The organism is Sphingopyxis bauzanensis (assembly GCF_002205675.1).
In the GTDB taxonomy this organism is placed as follows: domain Bacteria; phylum Pseudomonadota; class Alphaproteobacteria; order Sphingomonadales; family Sphingomonadaceae; genus Sphingopyxis; species Sphingopyxis bauzanensis.
In genome coordinates this window covers 512,796-531,440 of the sequence record NZ_NISK01000003.1, presented here as the reverse complement: position 1 = coordinate 531,440, position 18,645 = coordinate 512,796, and the positions used below count along the sequence as shown (strand labels likewise).

General features: G+C 59.1%; 14 protein-coding genes. 3 read left to right on the top strand and 11 right to left on the bottom strand.

Features of this window, described 5'->3' with window-relative positions; all coding sequences use genetic code 11:
* Window positions 1-101: 101 nt before the first annotated feature.
* The 7 genes from CDQ92_RS13955 to CDQ92_RS13925 form a co-directional block, all read right to left on the bottom strand.
* Entirely contained in the window at window positions 102-1,610 is a 1,509-nt protein-coding gene (locus CDQ92_RS13955) for an alkaline phosphatase D family protein (RefSeq protein ID WP_088441960.1), read from the bottom strand.
* Window positions 1,610-3,904: a TonB-dependent receptor plug domain-containing protein gene (locus CDQ92_RS13950; RefSeq protein ID WP_158213847.1), complete on the bottom strand. Its 2,295-nt coding sequence runs from the start codon at window positions 3,902-3,904 to the stop codon at window positions 1,610-1,612. The genes CDQ92_RS13955 and CDQ92_RS13950 overlap by 1 nt, the downstream gene beginning before the upstream one ends.
* A 341-nt stretch (window positions 3,905-4,245) precedes the next feature.
* Window positions 4,246-4,674: a hypothetical protein gene (locus tag CDQ92_RS13945; protein ID WP_201792063.1), complete on the bottom strand. Its 429-nt coding sequence runs from the start codon at window positions 4,672-4,674 to the stop codon at window positions 4,246-4,248.
* 262 nt (window positions 4,675-4,936) lie between these two features.
* Window positions 4,937-6,880, bottom strand: coding sequence for an AAA family ATPase (locus CDQ92_RS13940; protein ID WP_088441958.1), 1,944 nt, complete (start codon window positions 6,878-6,880; stop codon window positions 4,937-4,939).
* Complete coding sequence (locus tag CDQ92_RS13935; protein ID WP_088441957.1) at window positions 6,867-7,388, bottom strand: ABC-three component system middle component 5; 522 nt, start codon at window positions 7,386-7,388, stop codon at window positions 6,867-6,869. The genes CDQ92_RS13940 and CDQ92_RS13935 overlap by 14 nt, the downstream gene beginning before the upstream one ends.
* Window positions 7,385-7,966 carry an ABC-three component system protein gene (locus CDQ92_RS13930; RefSeq protein ID WP_088441956.1) on the bottom strand — a complete coding sequence of 194 codons (582 nt, stop codon included), beginning with the start codon at window positions 7,964-7,966 and terminating at the stop codon, window positions 7,385-7,387. The genes CDQ92_RS13935 and CDQ92_RS13930 overlap by 4 nt, the downstream gene beginning before the upstream one ends.
* A gap of 355 nt (window positions 7,967-8,321) precedes the next feature.
* The gene (locus tag CDQ92_RS13925) at window positions 8,322-10,418 is read right to left on the bottom strand and encodes a hypothetical protein (RefSeq protein ID WP_088441955.1); all 2,097 of its coding nucleotides are present in this window, start codon (window positions 10,416-10,418) and stop codon (window positions 8,322-8,324) included.
* A 192-nt stretch (window positions 10,419-10,610) separates the two neighbouring features.
* Between CDQ92_RS13925 and CDQ92_RS13920 the strand changes: the two genes are divergently transcribed.
* Window positions 10,611-12,632: an ATP-binding protein gene (locus CDQ92_RS13920; RefSeq protein ID WP_088441954.1), complete on the top strand. Its 2,022-nt coding sequence runs from the start codon at window positions 10,611-10,613 to the stop codon at window positions 12,630-12,632.
* Between the two features lie 202 nt (window positions 12,633-12,834).
* Here the strand turns inward: CDQ92_RS13920 and CDQ92_RS13915 are convergent, their stop codons facing one another.
* Both CDQ92_RS13915 and traA read right to left on the bottom strand, forming a co-directional pair.
* A complete protein-coding gene (locus CDQ92_RS13915) occupies window positions 12,835-13,557 on the bottom strand; it encodes a DUF6118 family protein (RefSeq protein ID WP_088441953.1) in 723 nt (240 codons plus the stop codon).
* Between the two features lie 9 nt (window positions 13,558-13,566).
* Window positions 13,567-16,479: a Ti-type conjugative transfer relaxase TraA gene (gene traA / locus CDQ92_RS13910; protein WP_088441952.1), complete on the bottom strand. Its 2,913-nt coding sequence runs from the start codon at window positions 16,477-16,479 to the stop codon at window positions 13,567-13,569.
* A gap of 172 nt (window positions 16,480-16,651) precedes the next feature.
* Here traA and CDQ92_RS13905 point away from each other — a divergent pair, with 172 nt between their 5' ends.
* Both CDQ92_RS13905 and CDQ92_RS13900 read left to right on the top strand, forming a co-directional pair.
* Window positions 16,652-16,975, top strand: a complete 324-nt coding sequence (locus tag CDQ92_RS13905) for a conjugal transfer protein TraD (protein WP_088441951.1) — start codon at window positions 16,652-16,654, stop codon at window positions 16,973-16,975.
* Between the two features lie 16 nt (window positions 16,976-16,991).
* Window positions 16,992-17,210, top strand: coding sequence for a conjugal transfer protein TraD (locus tag CDQ92_RS13900; RefSeq protein ID WP_088441950.1), 219 nt, complete (start codon window positions 16,992-16,994; stop codon window positions 17,208-17,210).
* On the opposite strand, the gene CDQ92_RS13895 is transcribed toward CDQ92_RS13900, so the two are convergent.
* Together CDQ92_RS13895 and CDQ92_RS13890 are read right to left on the bottom strand one after the other, a co-directional pair.
* Window positions 17,203-17,643 carry a Ros/MucR family transcriptional regulator gene (locus CDQ92_RS13895; RefSeq protein ID WP_088441949.1) on the bottom strand — a complete coding sequence of 147 codons (441 nt, stop codon included), beginning with the start codon at window positions 17,641-17,643 and terminating at the stop codon, window positions 17,203-17,205. The genes CDQ92_RS13900 and CDQ92_RS13895 overlap by 8 nt on opposite strands.
* 28 nt (window positions 17,644-17,671) lie before the next feature.
* On the bottom strand, window positions 17,672-18,592 hold the full coding sequence (locus tag CDQ92_RS13890) for a nucleotidyltransferase and HEPN domain-containing protein (protein WP_088441948.1): 921 nt from the start codon (window positions 18,590-18,592) through the stop codon (window positions 17,672-17,674).
* Window positions 18,593-18,645 lie beyond the last annotated feature (53 nt).

The following is an 18,645-nucleotide window of genomic DNA, read 5'->3' as shown; positions in this document are numbered from 1 at the left end:
CGGATTGCACGACAGGCTCGGCGCAGAAGGGGTGCTGATCAAACGGCCAGAATCGAATGGTAATTGCACCGGATGCAACGTCGTACGCGCGGCAGTCCAAGTCAGGCGAAACCCGGCCGCCCCGCCTCGATCGAGCGCCGCTCGAGCGAGAAGCACCGCGCCGCAGGGTCGATCAGCGAGGCGATAGCACGCAGGTCGACATCAATCCGTTCGGGCACGATATCGAGCAGGGCGTAGCCAGCATGCGCATTGTCGTGATAGCGGACATGCGAGTTGCGCGACCGCGCGCCGTCGAACAAGGCGGCCGGCCCGTTGCGCGAGGCCAGACAGCTGGTCACCACTTCGCTCGCCACGATTTTCGAGCGCGGATCGTCGAAATCGGCAATGACATTATTCAGCCAGAAAGAATGAACGTCGCCGCCCAGCACCACGGCATTGCGAACCGTTGGCCGGCCGAGGCTGCCCAGCGCGCGGTGGCGCGCCGCCTCATAACCGTCCCACATGTCCGACCAGCGGGCATCAGGCCCCTGCGGCAGGACAAGGCGCGAGAATAATGTCTGTTGCGCGACGAGACTCCAGATGCCCCGTTCGCGCGCAAGGCCGTCGTCCAGCCACGCCTCCTGCCTGGCACCCAGCATCGTTGCACCGGGATCAACCACCGCGTCACAGTCCCACACCACGTGCCCGCCGCGCTTTTCGTCCGAACAAGCCTGGACACTGCGATACTGACGCGTGTCGAGCATATGTACGGTCGCGAGCTTTCCCCAGCGGAACCGGCGAAAAAGTTGCAGACTGCCGCCCGACCGCCACGCCGAAGGACGCAGCGGCATATGCTCAAAATATGCCTGCCACGCGGCGGTGCGGCGGCGAAGGAAGGCCGCTGGATCGACCGTGACGCCGCCATGCACGCCCGCATAGTCATTCTCGACCTCATGATCATCGAGCGCGACGATGAATGGCATTGCAGCATGGGCCGCGGCCAGGTCGGGGTCGGTGCGGTAGAGCGCGTGGCGCGCGCGATAGTCGTCCAGCGTCAGCGGATCCGGCGTGCCGAACGCGCGGACGTTGGGACCGCTGCCGAAGGATTTTTCATAGATATAGTCGCCGACCTGCAGGACGGCATCGACGTCCTGTTCAACCATGTCGCGATAGGCGCTGAACCAACCGTGCTCCCAATGCTGGCACGACGTCAGCGCCAGGCGCAGTCGCTCAGGGTTCACTGCCACGGTTGCCGCCCGGCCCACACGGCTCACCGCATCGCCGAAATGGAAGCGATAGAAATAGGGGCGTCCGGACGGCAGCCCCCTCACTTCAAGATGCGCAGCGCCGCCGCGACCTACTGGCGCGTCGATACGGCCGGAACGGATGATCGTGCGGAAATTTTCGTTGCTCGCGATTTCATAGCCGAGCCGGACATCTTCGGTCAGCCCGACCGCCCGCGTCCAAAGGACAAAGCCGTCACTCGCCGGTTCGCCGGAGGCAACGCCGAGTGCGAAGGGGTCATGCGTCAGGCGTGGCGCGCGGTTCGCCGGGGCGGCTTGCGCAGCCGCGATGAAGCGGCTGGCGGCCAGCGCCGCCGCCCCGGTGAGAAGCTGGCGTCGCCCGAACATCAGAAGCGTGCTGTTAGTCGGGCATACCAAGTCCGGCCGTTCAAGCCGATCGGGGTTTCCTCGCCCGTGGGAAAGCTACCGCCGGTTGCGGCAATGAAAGATTGCTGATCGTCGATGGTGTCGGGGTCGGCGTCGAGCAGATTCTGCACACCGAAACCCAGACGCACGCCTTGCAATATCTTGTAGCCCGCCGACACGTCGATCGTCTCCTTCCCACCAAATGTCTGGATCGAATTCAGCGGCTGCGACCGATAGGTGCCAAAAGCCGCCACATTGATCCCGGCGTCGAAATTGCCATGCGTCAGGCTGCCCTGAAAAGTGAATTTCGATTTCGGCTGCGCCTCGGTGACGAACAGGATCGATTTGGTGTTCAGCAGAGGTAAGGTCGGCAGAATAGGGTTCGGGCGAAGGGCGTTGAGCTTGCTGTCGAACCAGCCATATCCGGCAGCCAAGGACAGCCGCGTATCCGGTCCCAGATCCCCTTGCCACCGCGCGGTCAGTTCAACGCCGCGTGTCGTCGTGTCGATCGCGTTGGTAAAGAAGCGCACTTGCTGAAAATTGGTAATCCCCGCCGCAGTCAAAATGTTCACGACGGCTGCACCGCCCAATTGCTCGCTGAGGGCAATCCGATCCTTGATCCGGATATGAAAATAGTCGGCGGTGAAAGAGAAGCCCTCGATCGGCCCAACAACAAGGCCCGCTGTGAAGTTCCGCGACCGTTCGGGCTTGAGATCGCTGGCGCCGAGTGCGCGCGCGACAGGATCGCCGACCGGCAACGTCCCGACCGTTACTAGCCGCCCTGCGCTAAGCGCGCCTTGAACCGCACTGAAAAACTGCTGTTGCAGCGACGGCGCCTTGAATCCCGTCCCGACCGTTGCGCGTACCGCGACGCCTTCCATCAGCTCGAGCCGCGAAGTGGCACGCCAGGTGGTCTTGCCGCCAAAGTCGCCATAATGATCGTAGCGGACCGCTCCACCGATTAGCAATGGCTTCACGGGGCGTAGTTCGGCGTCAAGGAAAGCCGCCCAGGCTTTGCGGTTTTCATCGGTCGGGTTGCGGGGGTTGAAGCCGGCGAAACCGTCAGCTCCCGTCCCGATATAGGCGTCGGGTTCGCCGCTGCGGATTTGGTAACTTTCGCGACGATACTGCCCGCCCGCGGCAATATTGCCGCCAGCCAAGACATTGTCGAGTGGCAACGACAGGACAAGGTCGGTGACATATTGGCGGTACGTGACCCCGCCTGAATCGAACGCGGTCGGGCTGGCTGGCCCCAGCGAGACATTGGCCGTGTCGAAGACGCGGAAATCCGCTTTGTTCGACCCAAACCCCTGGCTGAGATCGGCCTTTAATTCGCCAAATTCGCCGCGCAGGCCAGCTGTGACGCCAATATCCCAGATCCGTGGTTCGATGATGGGGAGGAAACCGTTCGGATGGATGGGCGAAAAGCCGGGCACTCGGAAGCCTGCGCCATTGTTGGACGTCTTCCGGGTCAGCGTTCCGAAACCGTAAAGCTCGAGCGTCTCGCCAAATGGCAGTGCAGTATCAATCGCGAGGCTAGCTACGGATGCCTCGGGATCCCCGATGCGGTAGGTAATCCTATCGAAACGCTGATCGACGAACGCCCGGTTGGTCGCTTGCTGGTGTCGCGCCGATGCGCTGATCATCAGGTGCCCGCCGTCACCGATGCCAAAACCCGCGCTGGCGCTGGCAAGACCGGTCTCGCCATCGCCCTCTTCGGTGATGCTGGCAAATAGCTCACCGCTTGCGCCCCGTGCATTTGATTTCAGGATGATGTTGACGACACCAGCGATCGCGTCGGATCCATATTGCGCTGCGGCGCCATCGCGCAAAATTTCGATCCGCTCGATCGCACTTTCAGGGATGGTGTCGAGATCGACCGCCGCCGACCCGCGGCCAATGCTGTTGTTTACGTTCAAAACCGCATTGGCGTGGCGGCGCTTGCCGTTGACGAGCACCAGCGTCTGATCGGGTGACAGGCCGCGGAGCGTTACGGGCTTGGTGTTGGCCGCCGTCGCAGTGGTCGCTGCCCGCGCGAAGTTAACGGATGGCTGTAGAAAGTTCAGCGCGCGGCCGAGGTCGGGAAAGCCCGAATCGGCGATCGCTTCACCGCTCACAACATCGACTGGCGCCGAGGATTCAAGCGCTGCACGCCCCGATGCGCGAGTTCCTGTCACGATGATCTCATCACCGAACCCCTCACTATCTTGCGTCTGCGCGTGCGCCGTGCCGCTGGCAAGAATCGCGAACCCCATCATTGGAACCATATATTTCATCGCCATTGCCCTCCAAATCGCTGCTCGATTTACGAGGAAGTGGCTCGGCACCGTTATTGCCAAGGAAGGTATCGGCATTGCGAGATACGCAACGCTTCCTCACTCAAATTGTCATCCCAGGCGTTTAGCGCCAACCATTTTATGTAGACTCTGCCCGCCAATGGTACCGAATTGTTCATGCGCATGATTCTCAAAATGGCCTAAGATCGGAGCCGGCGATCTCGTCGTGCAATGACAATCACTGGCCGCTAGCGGACCGGCAGCTTTAAAGTCCGAGCCTGAGATAGCAGACCATCTGTAGATCCCGTACCATGCCGACTGCCCCCCAGAGAGGTCGTTGACTATGCAGCTAAATCATTGAACTTTCTTAGAAATGCTTCTTGGAGTGAAGCTTCCTTGGTGAGATTTAAACCATAATCTTCAACATAGCTCTCGATTACAGATTGAAATTTATCGCGATAGATGACCTTCTTTTGGCAATCGACAGGGACAGACCCGTTGACCCAGATAATCCACCCATCTTTTGTTCTGGCTTCGTGCAGCAGAGCACAACGCACGTTGCTGTAATATTCACCCGCGTCTGCCTCTGAAAAAAAGTTACTGAACGGCGCAGTTTGGAAGAGGAATTTGACGAAAAGGTCGCGGCTTGCGCTGTATTCGTAGGGGCCCTGCGGATTTCTGTGCCGATAATTCTTGCCCGCACGTATGGCTGCGAGAAACTCAATCAGCGCGCATTGGATCGATACGATGGTAAAGCCTTCACCCTCCATACCTCCCGTCTCGCGAATTATCCTGATAGGCTTTAGGTAGCGGCTTCGGAGCCGACCTAGAAGAAAGCTGTCAAATGCTTCCGCCCAAAGGTGAGCCTCCCCACCGGGAGTAAGGCGCTCCGCAAATCTCTTCCAATCATCCTGAGTTTTGCCTGGTGCTATTATTTCGGATCTTGGGTGGGAGGGTGAATCGCGATCCAACTCAAATATCCCCTTAGCGAGCAAGTTTGAACGTCGACGCGCCTTGCAAGATTGCCATCTACTACGGATTGGCGCCATCGACCTTGGGCGTAAGAAAGCCAAGCGTGCCTTGCTGCAGGGTCGAATGTTTACCGACGAACAGCTCTGGCCGAATTCCTGACCACGGCATTGCTGTCGCAAGTATCACTTGGTGCTCGACCTGCGCTTGATCTGAAATCTCGATCACTTGTTTCTGGAAGTTATGACTTCTGGCCTGCTCGATACCTTTGTCTTCGGTAATATCGATCATGAGGAAGCGTGGGTGACGGAACTTCTGATCCTGAAGCGCAGCCTCGAGAAAGCCCACCAAAAATGCGGCCTTCAAAACGACCCGCGAGCTGGCCGAAAAATATGTATGGTCATCAACCGTAATTGAGTTCTTGGCGAACGAAAATCGAACGTGCTCTGGATTCTCGAAAGAATCCTGACGCTTCAAGTCGCCACGCAGAATCTTGATTATGTTCTTCTCGATGCGCGCTTTAGCGGTTCGTAAGCGATCGGTTTGGCTCAACTGGAGTGAGCTGATGCGGGTGCCGAGCGACTGGATATCCTGATCCAACTGGGCCTTTTTGGCTGATAGGTCGCCGATCTTGTTGGCCAGCCTAACCTGCGCTTCAACGTCCTCGATCGACTTGTCGATATAGCCAAGACGGCGCTGCAGATCCCGAATTTCCTCGCGCACCTTTGATGTCGGCACTGAGCTGAGGTCCGCGAGTTCCTTGGCTTTCATCCGCCAGATCGCTTGCTGCTCGGCCAGCTGGGCTTGCAAGGATTTGAGCCGACCAGCCCTAATCTCTTGAAGTCGCTCAGACTGTCGGACTTGTATCGAAAGCTCGTTGACGATCCCTACAATCCGATCGCGCGCACGTTCGGTGTCGAGCGGCGTCTTGCAAAGATGGCAGGCCGCAACAGCGTGGTCTTCGTCAAGAACTTCCACATAACACGCCGGACAAGTTCCAAACCGGACAGTTCCCACGACCTCCGCCGCCAATTCGGCATCACGCAATGCTTCCAGCCGAGAATTAAGCGTCTTTATGAAGGAGGCCGAATCCGAGAGCTCAAACTCTACGGAATCCACTTCGGCTTGCTTCTCTCTGAGATTCACCTGTAATTTTTGAACCTGCTTGTAGAGTTCGTTCTGCGCCTGCAGCGTAATTTTTTCCGACGACTGCGCCGAGTAAAATGCCTCTTCAGCAACCGAAAGCTGTGCTGAACGGTCTTCTCGTTCTTTGAACAATGTCTTTCGACGCTGCTCAATCCAATCTAGCGTCATGCTTTCGTCGCCGCCGCCGATTACGCGAAAGATGCTTCGGAGTTCTGCGGACGCCTCTGTATGCTCACGCTCCTTCAGCCGCTTCGTTTGCTGTAGCTCATAAATTTCCGTATCGAACGCACCGCACAACAGATTCCCTACGGCTTCCCGCAGGTTTTCCGGGTCAAAACCCTCAAACCTGAAAAGACTTTCGGTAGGCGACAGTTGATCAGCGTACAAAAGCCGGAGGATCTGATGAATCGTGATGCTGGACGTACCTTCAACAGCCACGTCGGGCATGTCGAGGAGCCGGAAGATCGCCTGTGAAAAACTCTCCTGGTTCTTGGAGCGGGCGTAGGGATATCGCTTCCACGCCTCAATGGGCGCTGAGAGGGATGCGGCATAGCGCCCTCCGAATATCTCCATGGCAGATTGCGACGACACGTCTATCTGTCGCCTCAGCACTGCAGGATTGCCGTTAAATTCAGCTTCGAGCCAGACGTGGTCGCATAAGAGCGCGTGCTCGCTCCAAGACGAGCGATCAAGGTCGCCGCCGAGGCCGAAGAACAGGAAGTTCATGATGGTGGACTTTCCCGAGGAGTTGTCACCCCGGATCACGTTCACACCATGATGGAAAGCTTCGTCGTAGAGTATCGCAGTTCCACGTTTTACGACGAGACGCTTGATGATGAGGCAGGGATCATACCGAATCATAGCGGTATTCCAAAAGGCCGGTTCGATCTTTCAAGCCGTCGCGCCCCCCGAGAGGATAGCGAGATTTGATCTGACACAGGATTTCGATGATATCCGTCATTTGGGTGTTCACCACAGAACAGCGCTCAGCAAACCCCGGCGGTAACATCTCCAGCGTGAACTGTACCTCGCTAGCATCCCATGCCTCCGCCGACAGATACCCACTATGGACGAGGCTTGCTGCCGCGGCCCGCTGGAAGGGTTCCATTCGCGCAAACACGGTGCTGTCCTCGGGCATCTCACCATAGGGTGCGCAATCTTCATATCTCTTGCTGATCTTTCTCCAGCCCATATCGTCCGCGAAAAACTTCATGGCCTGTAATCGGAAGGGAAAGAGTAGATAGAAGTCAAGAATGCGCAAAGTGTCGAATGGCAACTTCGTTCCCATATCACAGGCGAGGTGAAGCCGCAAAAACCTGAAAACGGCATGATACGCATCGAATGCTTCATTATAAGTGAGTTGGGTCATGCCGCAACCACGTTCGTGTGCCATTTAATAAAGCACTGCTCCGCCAGCCAGTAAACCATTCCCTGAACAAGATTATGGTTCACCGACATCAGGTCACCACCGCACTCTTCCACAATTGGATTCACGATGCGGTCCATGACGAGTGCATTTATCTCTTCCGGGCTTTTCGTCGGGATCTGACCATATACAACATGAGTGAACTCGTTTTCTGCTCTTGCCAGGATATGAACAAAAATCTGCTGCGCTGAAGAATAGAGTGACCACCGTTCCAGAAGCTTTGCGAACATCTCCTTCTTCTCTATCGCCTCGTCGTAGTAGCCAGATCGGCCGCTCGCTGCGAGTTTGGCTTCGAGGCCGTCGATTCCGTCGGTTGCGCGGCGCGTGTGATATCGCGCGAGTTCGTCCATCGTCGTTTGGGTATGCTCGCTGCAGTCATACTGCTCCTTCAGCTTGATAAGCAGCTTCTCGACCAGACCCCTCTTGGGCTCCTGGTTGTAGTAGTCTCTGCCGGCAATGTTGCCGCCTGCTACAGCACCTTGTTGGTTCGCAATCGTGCTGTTTTGCTTCGGAATTTCCATGAGAATGTCTTCGTGCCGTCGACTAGCTAGCGCTTGTCACGGCCCACTATGTCTCCACCCGCATGTGCACCCGATTGATCGATCGCAGTGCCGTGACGATCTGCGCGCACATTTTTCGTAAGGTGGAAGGTGAGCAGTGATCCGCCTATCGCGCCAGCAATCAGCCCACTAACAAAGTTCCAAAGATCGAATACCATGTGATTCCCCCCGCAGCACCAATATATTCATAAGTTTGCCTGCCTTTTGTTCTGTGGGCAACCGTTTAGGCTGAGGCACGAGACCGCCGGGCATCCGACATCTGCTTTAGGCGTTTGGCTGCGGACGAAGCGGTTTCGATGCAAAAAGCAACTCGGCTTCACAGTCTTCGTTTAGCCGGGACAACGGACCGAGCTCCGGGTTTTTCGAGATCAACTCCGTCGATGCCTCTGCTCTTAAATGTCTCTACGTCCATATTGGGCACGGCCAGGTGGAGAATGAAGCCGGGCACTTTAATGGATTGATATCCCCATTGGATTGCCGCCTCCAACCGCTTCATGGTTGGATTTTCGCGGAGCAGAATAGGCAGTGCTTCGGAAAAGGCGGCGGCGTCCGCATATAAGGGCTCCCTGATCAACCGCGGCTCGGGATCGCCTCGCCTTAATATGCTTCCGCGAACGAACGACCCGTCGCCAAGCAACAATGACAGATAATTGGAGTCTATGACCGGTACCCCGTCATACTGGAGGCTGGTCCCCGCGCTCTGGTTCACCACCACCAACGGATGGACGGCGATGTCGTCGGAAAGATCAGCGCCAAGGGCCGCAACCTGCGCCGCGCCGTCCGAGCGGAACCAGGCCACCTTGCGCGATGCCTGGGCGCAGGCTCCACGAAGCTTGTCGAGATAATTATGACGGTCGAGCGCCTCGGAGGGACAAAGGAAACTTTTGATCTCACAAAGGATGACATCGTTTCCGACGCGGATGATCATGTCGACTTCTTCGCCGGCATCTCCCGTCCGATCGAGACGGGTCACCTTGCGTTCCAGTCCCCTGAAAATCGGGTTTGCATGAAGGTCGGCAGCGACGCTCGCACGAACATCTGCTTCAAATTGCAGGCCTTGGGTCGTTGTAGACAGACGATCGCCAAGGCCCGCATCCTTAAGCCATAGCGATGCGCGTCGGAGAGGGGATCCGTGAAGAATTGCGCCAGCAACGAGCAGCAGGTCATCGTTGTCGGCAAAGACCAATGGTCTATGCCAGACTCCCTTGTCGAACAAAGGTCCTAGTTCGGCGGGATCGGAGGTGAGACGGGTTACCAATTCGCTCGCCAAATCTGCGGCAATCGAGAGACACTCGGCGAGCGTCTCGACAAGTGCGCTGCGGTCGAGCGCACAAGCAAAGCGCGCTACATCGTGGTACCGATCAAGCTCGACCTTTTTTTCATCGAGCAGAAGAAGTCTGCATGCCTCCAGCAGAATCACGATCGCCTGCTCGAGCAGGCGAACCGTAAGCCCCGATCCGGGAAAAGCCTCGTTGAGGAAGGGCGCAAGATAGCTATTGTCCAGTAATTCTCCCCGAGTCAGAGCATCCACACGCGCACGATCAGTCAGCGGCCCGGTCTGAATAAGGGTCTTGTTGCCCGACCGGCGCGCCTTCACGATCGTTTTTTCGAACGGGGCGGCTTCGGTGGTTCCGACAGTCGCGCGAAAATGCTGATCGAGCGTCGGCCCTTGCATGAGCAGCATCTGGTCCCGCCAATCCCAAGCCCGCCATTTCGCTTGTAACGATGCGTTTTTGGGTACCAGACCGAGTTCATTTTTCGCCCCGCGCCGCCGCAGCTGCCAGGGTTCCCAAAGGATCTCCTGCCAAATATCCCGAAAAAGGCGCTCATAGCTCAAGGCCGCTTCAGCCTTGGCGGCCACGCGGCGATAGTCGGTAAACCCCGGCGACCGATCCGCAGATTGGCCGTTTGCTTGCGCGAACCAATGCGGCAAGGTGTCGATGATCGCTGTGTTCGCGTCGTCGAACGAGAGCGCGGGCGCGGTTGCCGACGGTTTGAACTTGGTTTGCGACAGCGCCATGAAATCGCCGACTTCATTGTCTGCGGCGTCTCTAGTATTGGCCTTTCGAAGCGCGCGCTGAGTCAGCAGAACAGCGCGGTTGGCCGCGGCTACGGCGAGGCGAATGACCGTCGGCCGGGACATCGTTCCGAAGAGGCCAGTGATCAGATCGCGCTGGAGTTGATTTTTGAGCGGGCCGATGAGCAGCGCGCCGATCACTAGGTCGGCGTCGCGCGCGTTCGTATTCTCGTCGAGCGCGGCGGTCCAGGCATCGACATCGAATTTGCGGTTGGTCGGCGCGACGAGCGCGGGCGATGCCCGACCCGTCGCGCGCAGAAATACGCGGCTTTCCACGTCTGCGCGGGTGTAGCCAATATCCTCCGCCGGATTGGAACTCATCAGATCGCGATCCATTTCTCGCGTGTCCCCACGCGCCGCCTTTGAGCAGCTTTAATCAGGCGGCGGCAAGGTGTCACGCAGGGCGGAGGTCTGTCACCGACCCCGACCTTAAAGGACCGCAACCATCTAAGCCGATTGACAGCGAAGGTGTCCACCGATCAGGTCGCTCTATCAGAGGAGGCGGGCTTAACAGGCTCGAGGAAAGCCATGAAATTTGATGTTATCGGTCGCATTAACAACATGCGCCTCCCGGACGGGAAAACCGCGATACTTTATTCGGTTTATGAAGCGGTTAGCAATTCCATCCATGCGATCAACGACCGCTTCACCGAAGCTTTGGCAGCGAACAAAGGCAAAATCTCGGTCGAGATCAAGGCCGATGGCAACGGCGATGTCGAATCCATTGCGATTACAGACAACGGCATAGGCTTCACCGCCGACAATCTGAAGTCTTTCGAGACCAGCGATAGTCGCTTTAAGTATCAGCGCGGGGGCAAAGGCGTCGGTCGCTTCATCTGGATCAAGATGTTCGAGACCATCAAGGTCGACAGTCGGATTGCAAAGGGCGCCGCCGCGCAGCGGATACGCTTCAAATTCGCCCCCGAAAAGCCCAAATCAATTGCGAACAAACTCGTCTCGGATGTGGCGGGTGCCGAAACAGGGACAACGATCACATTATCCAATCTTCGTCCCGAACAACGAGGGCGCCTCCGCGCGGTGTCCTACCTCAAAGATTTAGCGCTGCACTTCTTCCCCCAGTTTATTTCGGGCACCCTGCCCGAGATCGACATCACGTATCGCGGGGAAACGTCTAGCCTCAATGACTTCATTGCCGAGCAGGTCGACGAACCTGTTGAACAGGAAATTGACGTCGACTTCGGCGAAGGCCCGGTGTCGATCCACATCGCTCACCTCTTTGTCGACGCAAGCATATCCGCCGGGCTTCGCAATTCCTACCTGCTGACCGCGCATGGCCGTCTCGTGGGTGATCCCGTTTCAATCGAGCGCAAATATGCGTTGAAGGAATTGCCCGACGGCAAAGCATATGTCGCGGTAGTGCGAAGCGAGTTTCTCGACGAACGGGTCGACCAGGAAAGGCTGGGCTTCAAGCTGACCACGGAGCAACGCGACTTGCTGGAGGCTACAATTCTAGCCGCGACCGAGGAGTTTCTGAGGGACCATATCCGCACGCTGCGAACGCGTCAGAAAAAGACCGTTGAGCAGCTAATCGCGGAGCATCCGCAACTCGCAACGCAGTTCGCCGACCTTGATGAATATGTCACGGGCTTATCGCCGGGAATGGACGACGAGCAAATCGGCCAGAATTTGTTTGTCCTCCTATACCGCGACGAGGTCGACCTCCGAAAGCGCATCGAGAAAATCGATCAGCTGGCATCGCTCGAACCGGAGGTTCGCCAGGAAGCCGAGGCAATTCTTGAAGAGATATCGAACCAGGAAAAGCATCGTTTGGCGGAGCTCGTCGTCAAGCGGCATCAATTGCTCCAGATGGCGAACGTGCTGCTCAAGTATGATGACGACGAGCAAAAGCGCTATCGCTATGAACGGGTCATCCACGAACTGATCTGCCCTATGGGAGAAATTTATCGAAGTGGCGACGGCGCACGTCACAATCTGTGGATGATCGACGACTCTCTGGCTGCCTATGATCTCTTTGCATCTGACAAGACGATCAAATCGCTGTCACAAGAGTCGGAATCGCGAAAGGAGCCCGACCTTATTTTCTTCAACCCTCTCGGGTTCCGGCGCGAGGGAACCGATGACCCGGTCGCGATCATCGAATTTAAAAGACCGGGAGATGAAAAGCCTAGTCAGGACCCTATAGCGCAGGTGCTTGGCTATATCGATGAATTGAGAGGGGCCAAAGTGCGAGACATCGATGGCGGGGTGGTGTCTGACATAGGAGAAAATACCCCCTTCGAATGTGTTATCGTGTGCGAGCTGACCGGAACGGCGCGAAAGCAGTTCGAGCGATCTATCGCTCAGAATCCGACCCCCGATGGCGAGGGCTATTATGGCTGGTCGAGCCGCCACAACGCACGCATTCGGATCATCTCGTTCAAGAAGATGCTACGCGACGCCGAGCTGCGAAATCAGGCGTTCTTCGACCAGTTGAGGCTCGGCAGCCCGTCGGCCGCTGCGCGGAAGCGCGCAGCTAAGCGCCGCGAGAAACTGACCACCGCGTCCGCCAAGACTAATGGAGAAAATTGATGTCCGACGGATTGACGCTCATTAGTGCCGGCACGCTCTGTCGCAAAGTGTTGAGCATCGTCGACGATCAGGTCGGAGTTGGTCCGACGACCGAAACTTGGTGCGTAGCTGCCACTTTAACCTGAGGCGCGCGGGTGGCAGCTTTCAGGCGACGATCGCAGGGCGGGCTACGTCTAGGATCGGGCGCAAAGCAGCCGATTAACTAGATGCTGAGAGGCTGGACCTTGATCGTGCATGTCACGGCTTTCTTCTTCCGCTCAGCCTGCTTTTCGCAATCCGCGACCTTCTTTTCGTTCCCCTTGTAAAGTCTGGAAGCGCGTGCGACCGCCTCCCACCGGCGGGGATCGCCTACCCGCATTAACCGAACACCGGCGCCCCACATGTCACGCTCCAACCGGGTGGCGGCACGCTTCTCCGGCCAATGCCAATGGTCGGGCACGGCCCGATCGACCGCGGACGGGATAGTGCAGCCCGCCATGAACGCCAGGATTGCGGCAACGCCGGCGCTGATTGCGACCCAAAAATTCTGCTGCTCCTGCGTCCGTGCAGAAGCGACGACGAGGCTGATCGATTGCACCGCCTCATCGAGACGCGAACGCGCGTCGCGTAAGGCTTGTAGTTCGGTCTCGCGGGCGCGCGCACCCGCCAACCTCATCTGCTCGCCCATAACCTCTGGCGTGAGCGCCAGCGCAGGGCGTTCGGCCAACCGCTTGATTGCCTCGCTCGCCTTTTTCCAGTTCTGATCGATCTTCGCGAGATCGTCAGTGTAATCCCGCCCCACCACATCGTTCAGACGCAAGCCGAACTGATCGATGGCAGCGGCAAGCGTCGACATGTTGCCCGACATTCTGTCGAAGGCCTGGTCGAGGGCGATATCTTCGGCGGCGACGTCGTCGCCAAGATTTTCTGGGTCACTGTCCTGCATGGCGACAACCTAAAGCCCCATGCCGAGGGAACGCGAGGGGCGGAGATATTCCTGGAGCGCCTGAGACACCGAATGTTTCTCAAGCGATTTCAACCCAAGCTCGTGGGTGCGATTTCGGAGCAGCGACTCGAGTTGCGGGTCGCGGTGCAGGCTCTTTGCCATGTCGTTAAGGTGCGCTCCGACACGCTTGGCGCCAACTTGATCATAGTTCGCTTTGTGCTCCCGGAGCTGCTTCGACCCCGCCTGCCACTCTGCAACGAAGCGGTCAGCCCGGGCCGGTGCGTCGATGCGCAGTTTGGTTTCGGTGCGCATCGCTTCCATAGCACGCTGCGTGCGGCCGCTCGCCGCCTCGGCGGTCAGCGACGGGTCATTGCGGAGCGCCGTGGCAAAATCCTTTGCCCCATCGCTGCGGAGAGCATCGATGTCGCGCGCCGCCGCATCGAGGCTTTTCTGCTGGTGGATGACTGGCGACAGCCCCTTGGAATGCATGGCATCGATCTCGCGTTGCGCGCGGGCATAGCGCTCGACCGCCTTGTCTAGTGCGCTACGATCGGCCGCCGCGCCCAGCCCCCGCGCGCTGACGCGGATATTGCGGGTGCGCTCGGGCCGTTGCTGCGCGGGAGCCGCTTTGCCGAGGGATGCGGTAGAGACGGTAGGTTTGAGCTTCAGGCCTGCGAACATGCTGCGTTTCGGTTCGACCTTGGGCGCGGCCTCTTTGGTGCGATAGTCGCTGGCCATGTCCTTGCCGCGCTCGCGACTGAGCGCACGAACGAGTTTGGACTGATCGCGAAAGTCGTCGCGGCCATAATGGAGATCCACTCCGTCCCGGTGTCGCGACATGGCAACATACGCGCCGTGCCGATCCATCCCCGGCGTCGCCAGCACCTGGACGCGGTCCACCGTCATGCCCTGCGCTTTGTGGATGGTAGCCGCATAGCCATGATCGACATGGGCATAATCCTTCAGGTCGAAGGCGACGCGCCGCCCGTCGTCGAGCATGACGGACATGCCCATCCGGTCGATATTCTGGACCGTGCCGAGCGAACCGTTCTTCACGCCCAGATCGCGCTCGTTGCGGAGGAACATAACGCGGTCGCCTTCGGCGAAGCTGCGGTCACCGCGCTCGACCTTGATCGCGACATCATCGCCAAGCACCCCGCCCGTCCGCAGCCTGCCCCGGACATCGTCATTGAGCTGGCGAACTTCGTCATTGGTGTGGGTAAGAATGATCCGGCTCGCATCGGGATGACGCTGCCGATCGCGATCCCACGCATCTACCAGTTCGGTGCGCGCAGCATCGCGGGAGTCGGCGGCGTGGACATGCCCAGCATCGGCATAACGACCGATCGCCTCGCCGGTCCGGCCCGTAGCCAGCTCGCGCGTCGCATCGCGCTGCCATTCCTGATGCTGGCGGCGGATCGCGCTGATCTCGACAGCGCCGTGGCGTTCGGCGGCGGCGCGGAAAGCCGCGCCCGCCTCGATCGCTTGCAATTGTTCAGGATCGCCTACCAGCACAACCTTGGCGCCCTGCTTCTCCGCCTCGGTGACAACGCGTTCGAGCTGGCGCGTCCCGATCATCCCGGCTTCGTCGATGACCAGGATATGTTTGCTGGTCAGCCGTTCGCGGTCATTGGCCCATTGGTGTTCGAGGCTGGCGAGCGTCCGCGAGCCGATGCCCGAGCCATGCTCTAACCCTTCGGCGGCGATACCCGACAGCGCAGCGCCCTGCACCTGGTAGCCCGCCGCTTCCCACGCCTCGCGCGCCACGCCCAGCATCGCGCTTTTGCCCGTGCCGGCATAGCCAATGACATTGCTGACACCGCGCGCCGATGTGACATGCTCGAGCGCGCCGCGCTGCTCGGTCGATAGGTCGAGACCGCGGCCGCTGGCACGCGCCAAGGCAAGCTCGCGATGACGATCGGCGACGCCGTGATTGCGCCGCGCATCGAGTGTCGCGGTCGCGCGTTCAAGCCGCTTCTCCGTCTCGATCATCGCACGCGACGTAAAGCGATCGTCGCCGCGCCCATCCTTGCCCAGCGCGATCAGATCGGGCGACGCCTTCACGGCGCCCATCACCGCATCGAACTGGATGGTGTCAGCGCTGTGCCGATGCACGAACATCGCGAGGTCGCGATTGGTGAAGGTCGCCTGGCCGTGGGTGATGATGTCGAGCGCGACCGACGGGTTAGCGAGTATCTTTTCGCCGTTCCGCCGCGCGATCTCGAGATGCTCTTCGGCGCGGTCGACTTCGAGCCCCTGCGCCACCATCCGCGACGCGGCAGGGCCGATCTTGTGCTGGGGTTCGAGATCGATCCCCTGCGCTTCCAAGGTGCGATGATCGATGCGCGCCTCGATATCCAGCGACGCCAGCCGCTCGTTGACATGTTCCGCCCAGGCCTCACGCCAATGGGTCAGCAGCTCGGTGCGGTTCCAGTCACGCACCTTGGCGCCGAACTCGGCGGATCCGTCTTCGCCGATCCTGATCTCGCGCATCGTCAGCATGACATGCGCGTGCGGGCGCGCCAGCCCGTCGGCCCCGATGTCCCAATGGACATTGAGGTCGGCGATCATGCGGCGCTCAATGAACTCGTCTCGGACGAAGTCGCGGGCCAGCTCGATGCCCTGCTCCTGAGTCATCTCGCGCGGGATCGCGAACTCAATTTCACGGGCGAGCTGGGCGTCTTTGCGGATCTCCGCCGCCTCAACATCGTTCCACAGCTTTTCGCGGTCGCGCCATTCTTCCGGCGCGCCATCGGCGAGCAGCACTTCGCTGTGGACGACACCCGCCTTGTTCGAGAAATCATGGCTGCGGCCGAGGCGCTCATCGTGAAGGCGATCGGCCGAACGATAGGCCGCCGCCGCGACCGCGCTGCTGCCGACGGCACGGGAAATCACTTTGGCCGAGAAATGGTAGATCGCCATGACGGCGTACCATTTACAGCAAAACGAGCACGTCGGCACGACGTATAAGCGCGCCCTCACACGATTTCATCGCGCTCGGGATCACAAAGTCGCAAGAGATTTCAGCTGCTTGAATGCAGATGAGACTCGGCATAGCTGGATCGTCCGACCCTCACAAACGGAAGGACAGACGATGCGCAAACCCCGTGATTTCGACGCCGAACTCCAGGCGCTCACCAACAAAGCCAAAGCGCTCAAGACGAAGAAGCAAGGACAACTCGGCGAGCTAGTGATTGCCACTGGCGCCGATGCAATGTCGATCGAACAGCTTGCCGGTGCGCTGCTCGACGCGGTCGGTGCCGATGCCGCGCGAAAGGAGGCGTGGCGCAAAAGCGGCGCGGCGTTCTTTTGCGGAGGCGGCGCCCGCGTTAGCCAAGGCACTCGCGGGAACGCGGGCGGCGCATCGGCGAGCGGTTCAGGCGCGGAACCGCCTGCAGGCGAAACGGGCGCGGCATGACACGCGTGCGTGGCAGGTGAAGCGCCGTGAACGAACGCGCCAGCTGATCGAACTCGGCGGCCTCATTGCCAAGGCCGATCTGATCGAGCTGACCGGCGATGATCGGGCGGTCATCCTCGGCTTGCTGGTCGAGGCTGCCGCGACGCTGCGAGGCGAAGGCCGCGAGCAGCAATTATTGCTATGGCGCCGCCGGGGGCGGCGCGCGTTTTTAGCCGCAGATGCTGAGGCTATTTAGCCTTGGCGCTGCCGCGCGCGGCGGGTTTGCGACCGCCGCCGCGGCCCTTGCTGCCGAGGCCGATCTCCTTGGCGAGGACACGCCGACGTTCCGAGTAGTTCGGCGCGACCATCGGATAGTCCTTAGGCAGGTTCCATTTTGCGCGATACTCATCGGGCGTCATGTTGAAGTTCGTCATCAGGTAGCGGCGCATCATGGTGAGCTTTTTGCCGTCTTCGAGGCAGACGATGTAGTCGGGTTTCACCGATGCGCGCACCGATACTGCGGGCTGCTGCGGTTCGGGCGCGGGTTCTGCGCCCGTGGCCAGTCCAGCCAGTGCGTCATGTACCGAGCGAATGAGTAGCGGGATATCCGATATGGCGACGCTATTGTTGGTGACGTGCGCGGCGACAATGTCGGCGGTCAGCGTGACCAGCGTTTCGGCATCATCCATGAGCATTTTCCTTCGGCAACGGGCGAAATTATTTCACCGGTGCCTCTAGCAAGGCAATCCGCTCCGAACAAATGGCGTGCACGGCACGGCCAAGCTCTTCGACGCGCTCTCCGAGCCAGCGAAGCTCTTCTTCGCTGATCCGATAATGTTTTGAATAGCGCGCCTTCACATAGGCTTCTTTGAGCTTCTCGAAGTGCTTGCGATCAGCTTTCAGTTCGCGCGGCCAGGCGTCGACGAGCCGCATGTCGATGCGCTCGGCCTGAGTGCGCAGAAAGCCGAGATTGTGAACGTGCGGCGTGTAAAATGTGCAAACCAATAATACGCAGTGGTAAAGGCGCTCGGTCGCCTGATGAAGATCAAAAGCCGCCTTCTTTAGATCGCCGTCGTTCAGAGCGTGATTATATCCGCGATGGAAGCTCTGCGCGCTCGGCAACCACTCATCAAAATATTCCTGCGCCATGGCGAGCGCCTGCTCGGGCGTCTTGGGCTTCGGCTTGTGCAGTTCCTTATCGTCAAATTCGTAAAGGGCGATCCCGTCCTTCGCGACGTCCATGAAGAAATAGCGCCCGTGCGCGAGGCCGTCGTTCACCTCCTGCATGGTGTGGACGATAAAGTTCACTGGCGTGTGCAGCGTTTTGTCTATCGCCAGCTCGCGGTTGAGCCGGTCCTCGACCTTGAGCCAGTAATCGACCTTGTCCGTGAGCCTTTTGTCGCTGACGATGATGAGCAGGTCGAAGTCCGAACGATAGCCCTTGGCGGTGTGCGGTTCATCGACCCAGCCGCCGCGCGCATAGCTGCCGTAGAGGATGATCTTGTCGATCCGGCCCTTCTTCTTCCAGTTCATCGTCGCCAACGCGACGCTGTCGGCAAATTCTTCGAAGATGATCTGCTTCACGCGCTCAAGCTCGCGCTGCTTGTTGGCCGGGAGATGATCGAGGTCGGTGCGCATTGTCTTCACCCTGTAATTGGATGCGCCGGATGGCAAGCGCCATCCGGCGCGAA

What these genes read in the sequence shown, in the direction of transcription:
- CDQ92_RS13890 (WP_088441948.1), bottom strand. Translation starts at nt 18,592, where the DNA reads ATGCGCACCGACCTCGATCATCTCCCGGCCAACAAGCAGCGCGAGCTT.
- CDQ92_RS13935 (WP_088441957.1), bottom strand. Translation starts at nt 7,388, where the DNA reads ATGACCCAACTCACTTATAATGAAGCATTCGATGCGTATCATGCCGTT.
- traA (WP_088441952.1), bottom strand. Translation starts at nt 16,479, where the DNA reads ATGGCGATCTACCATTTCTCGGCCAAAGTGATTTCCCGTGCCGTCGGC.
- CDQ92_RS13895 (WP_088441949.1), bottom strand. Translation starts at nt 17,643, where the DNA reads ATGGATGATGCCGAAACGCTGGTCACGCTGACCGCCGACATTGTCGCC.
- CDQ92_RS13930 (WP_088441956.1), bottom strand. Translation starts at nt 7,966, where the DNA reads ATGGAAATTCCGAAGCAAAACAGCACGATTGCGAACCAACAAGGTGCT.
- CDQ92_RS13920 (WP_088441954.1), top strand. Translation starts at nt 10,611, where the DNA reads ATGAAATTTGATGTTATCGGTCGCATTAACAACATGCGCCTCCCGGAC.
- CDQ92_RS13955 (WP_088441960.1), bottom strand. Translation starts at nt 1,610, where the DNA reads ATGTTCGGGCGACGCCAGCTTCTCACCGGGGCGGCGGCGCTGGCCGCC.
- CDQ92_RS13915 (WP_088441953.1), bottom strand. Translation starts at nt 13,557, where the DNA reads ATGCAGGACAGTGACCCAGAAAATCTTGGCGACGACGTCGCCGCCGAA.
- CDQ92_RS13950 (WP_158213847.1), bottom strand. Translation starts at nt 3,904, where the DNA reads ATGAAATATATGGTTCCAATGATGGGGTTCGCGATTCTTGCCAGCGGC.
- CDQ92_RS13905 (WP_088441951.1), top strand. Translation starts at nt 16,652, where the DNA reads ATGCGCAAACCCCGTGATTTCGACGCCGAACTCCAGGCGCTCACCAAC.
- CDQ92_RS13925 (WP_088441955.1), bottom strand. Translation starts at nt 10,418, where the DNA reads ATGGATCGCGATCTGATGAGTTCCAATCCGGCGGAGGATATTGGCTAC.
- CDQ92_RS13945 (WP_201792063.1), bottom strand. Translation starts at nt 4,674, where the DNA reads ATGGAGGGTGAAGGCTTTACCATCGTATCGATCCAATGCGCGCTGATT.
- CDQ92_RS13940 (WP_088441958.1), bottom strand. Translation starts at nt 6,880, where the DNA reads ATGATTCGGTATGATCCCTGCCTCATCATCAAGCGTCTCGTCGTAAAA.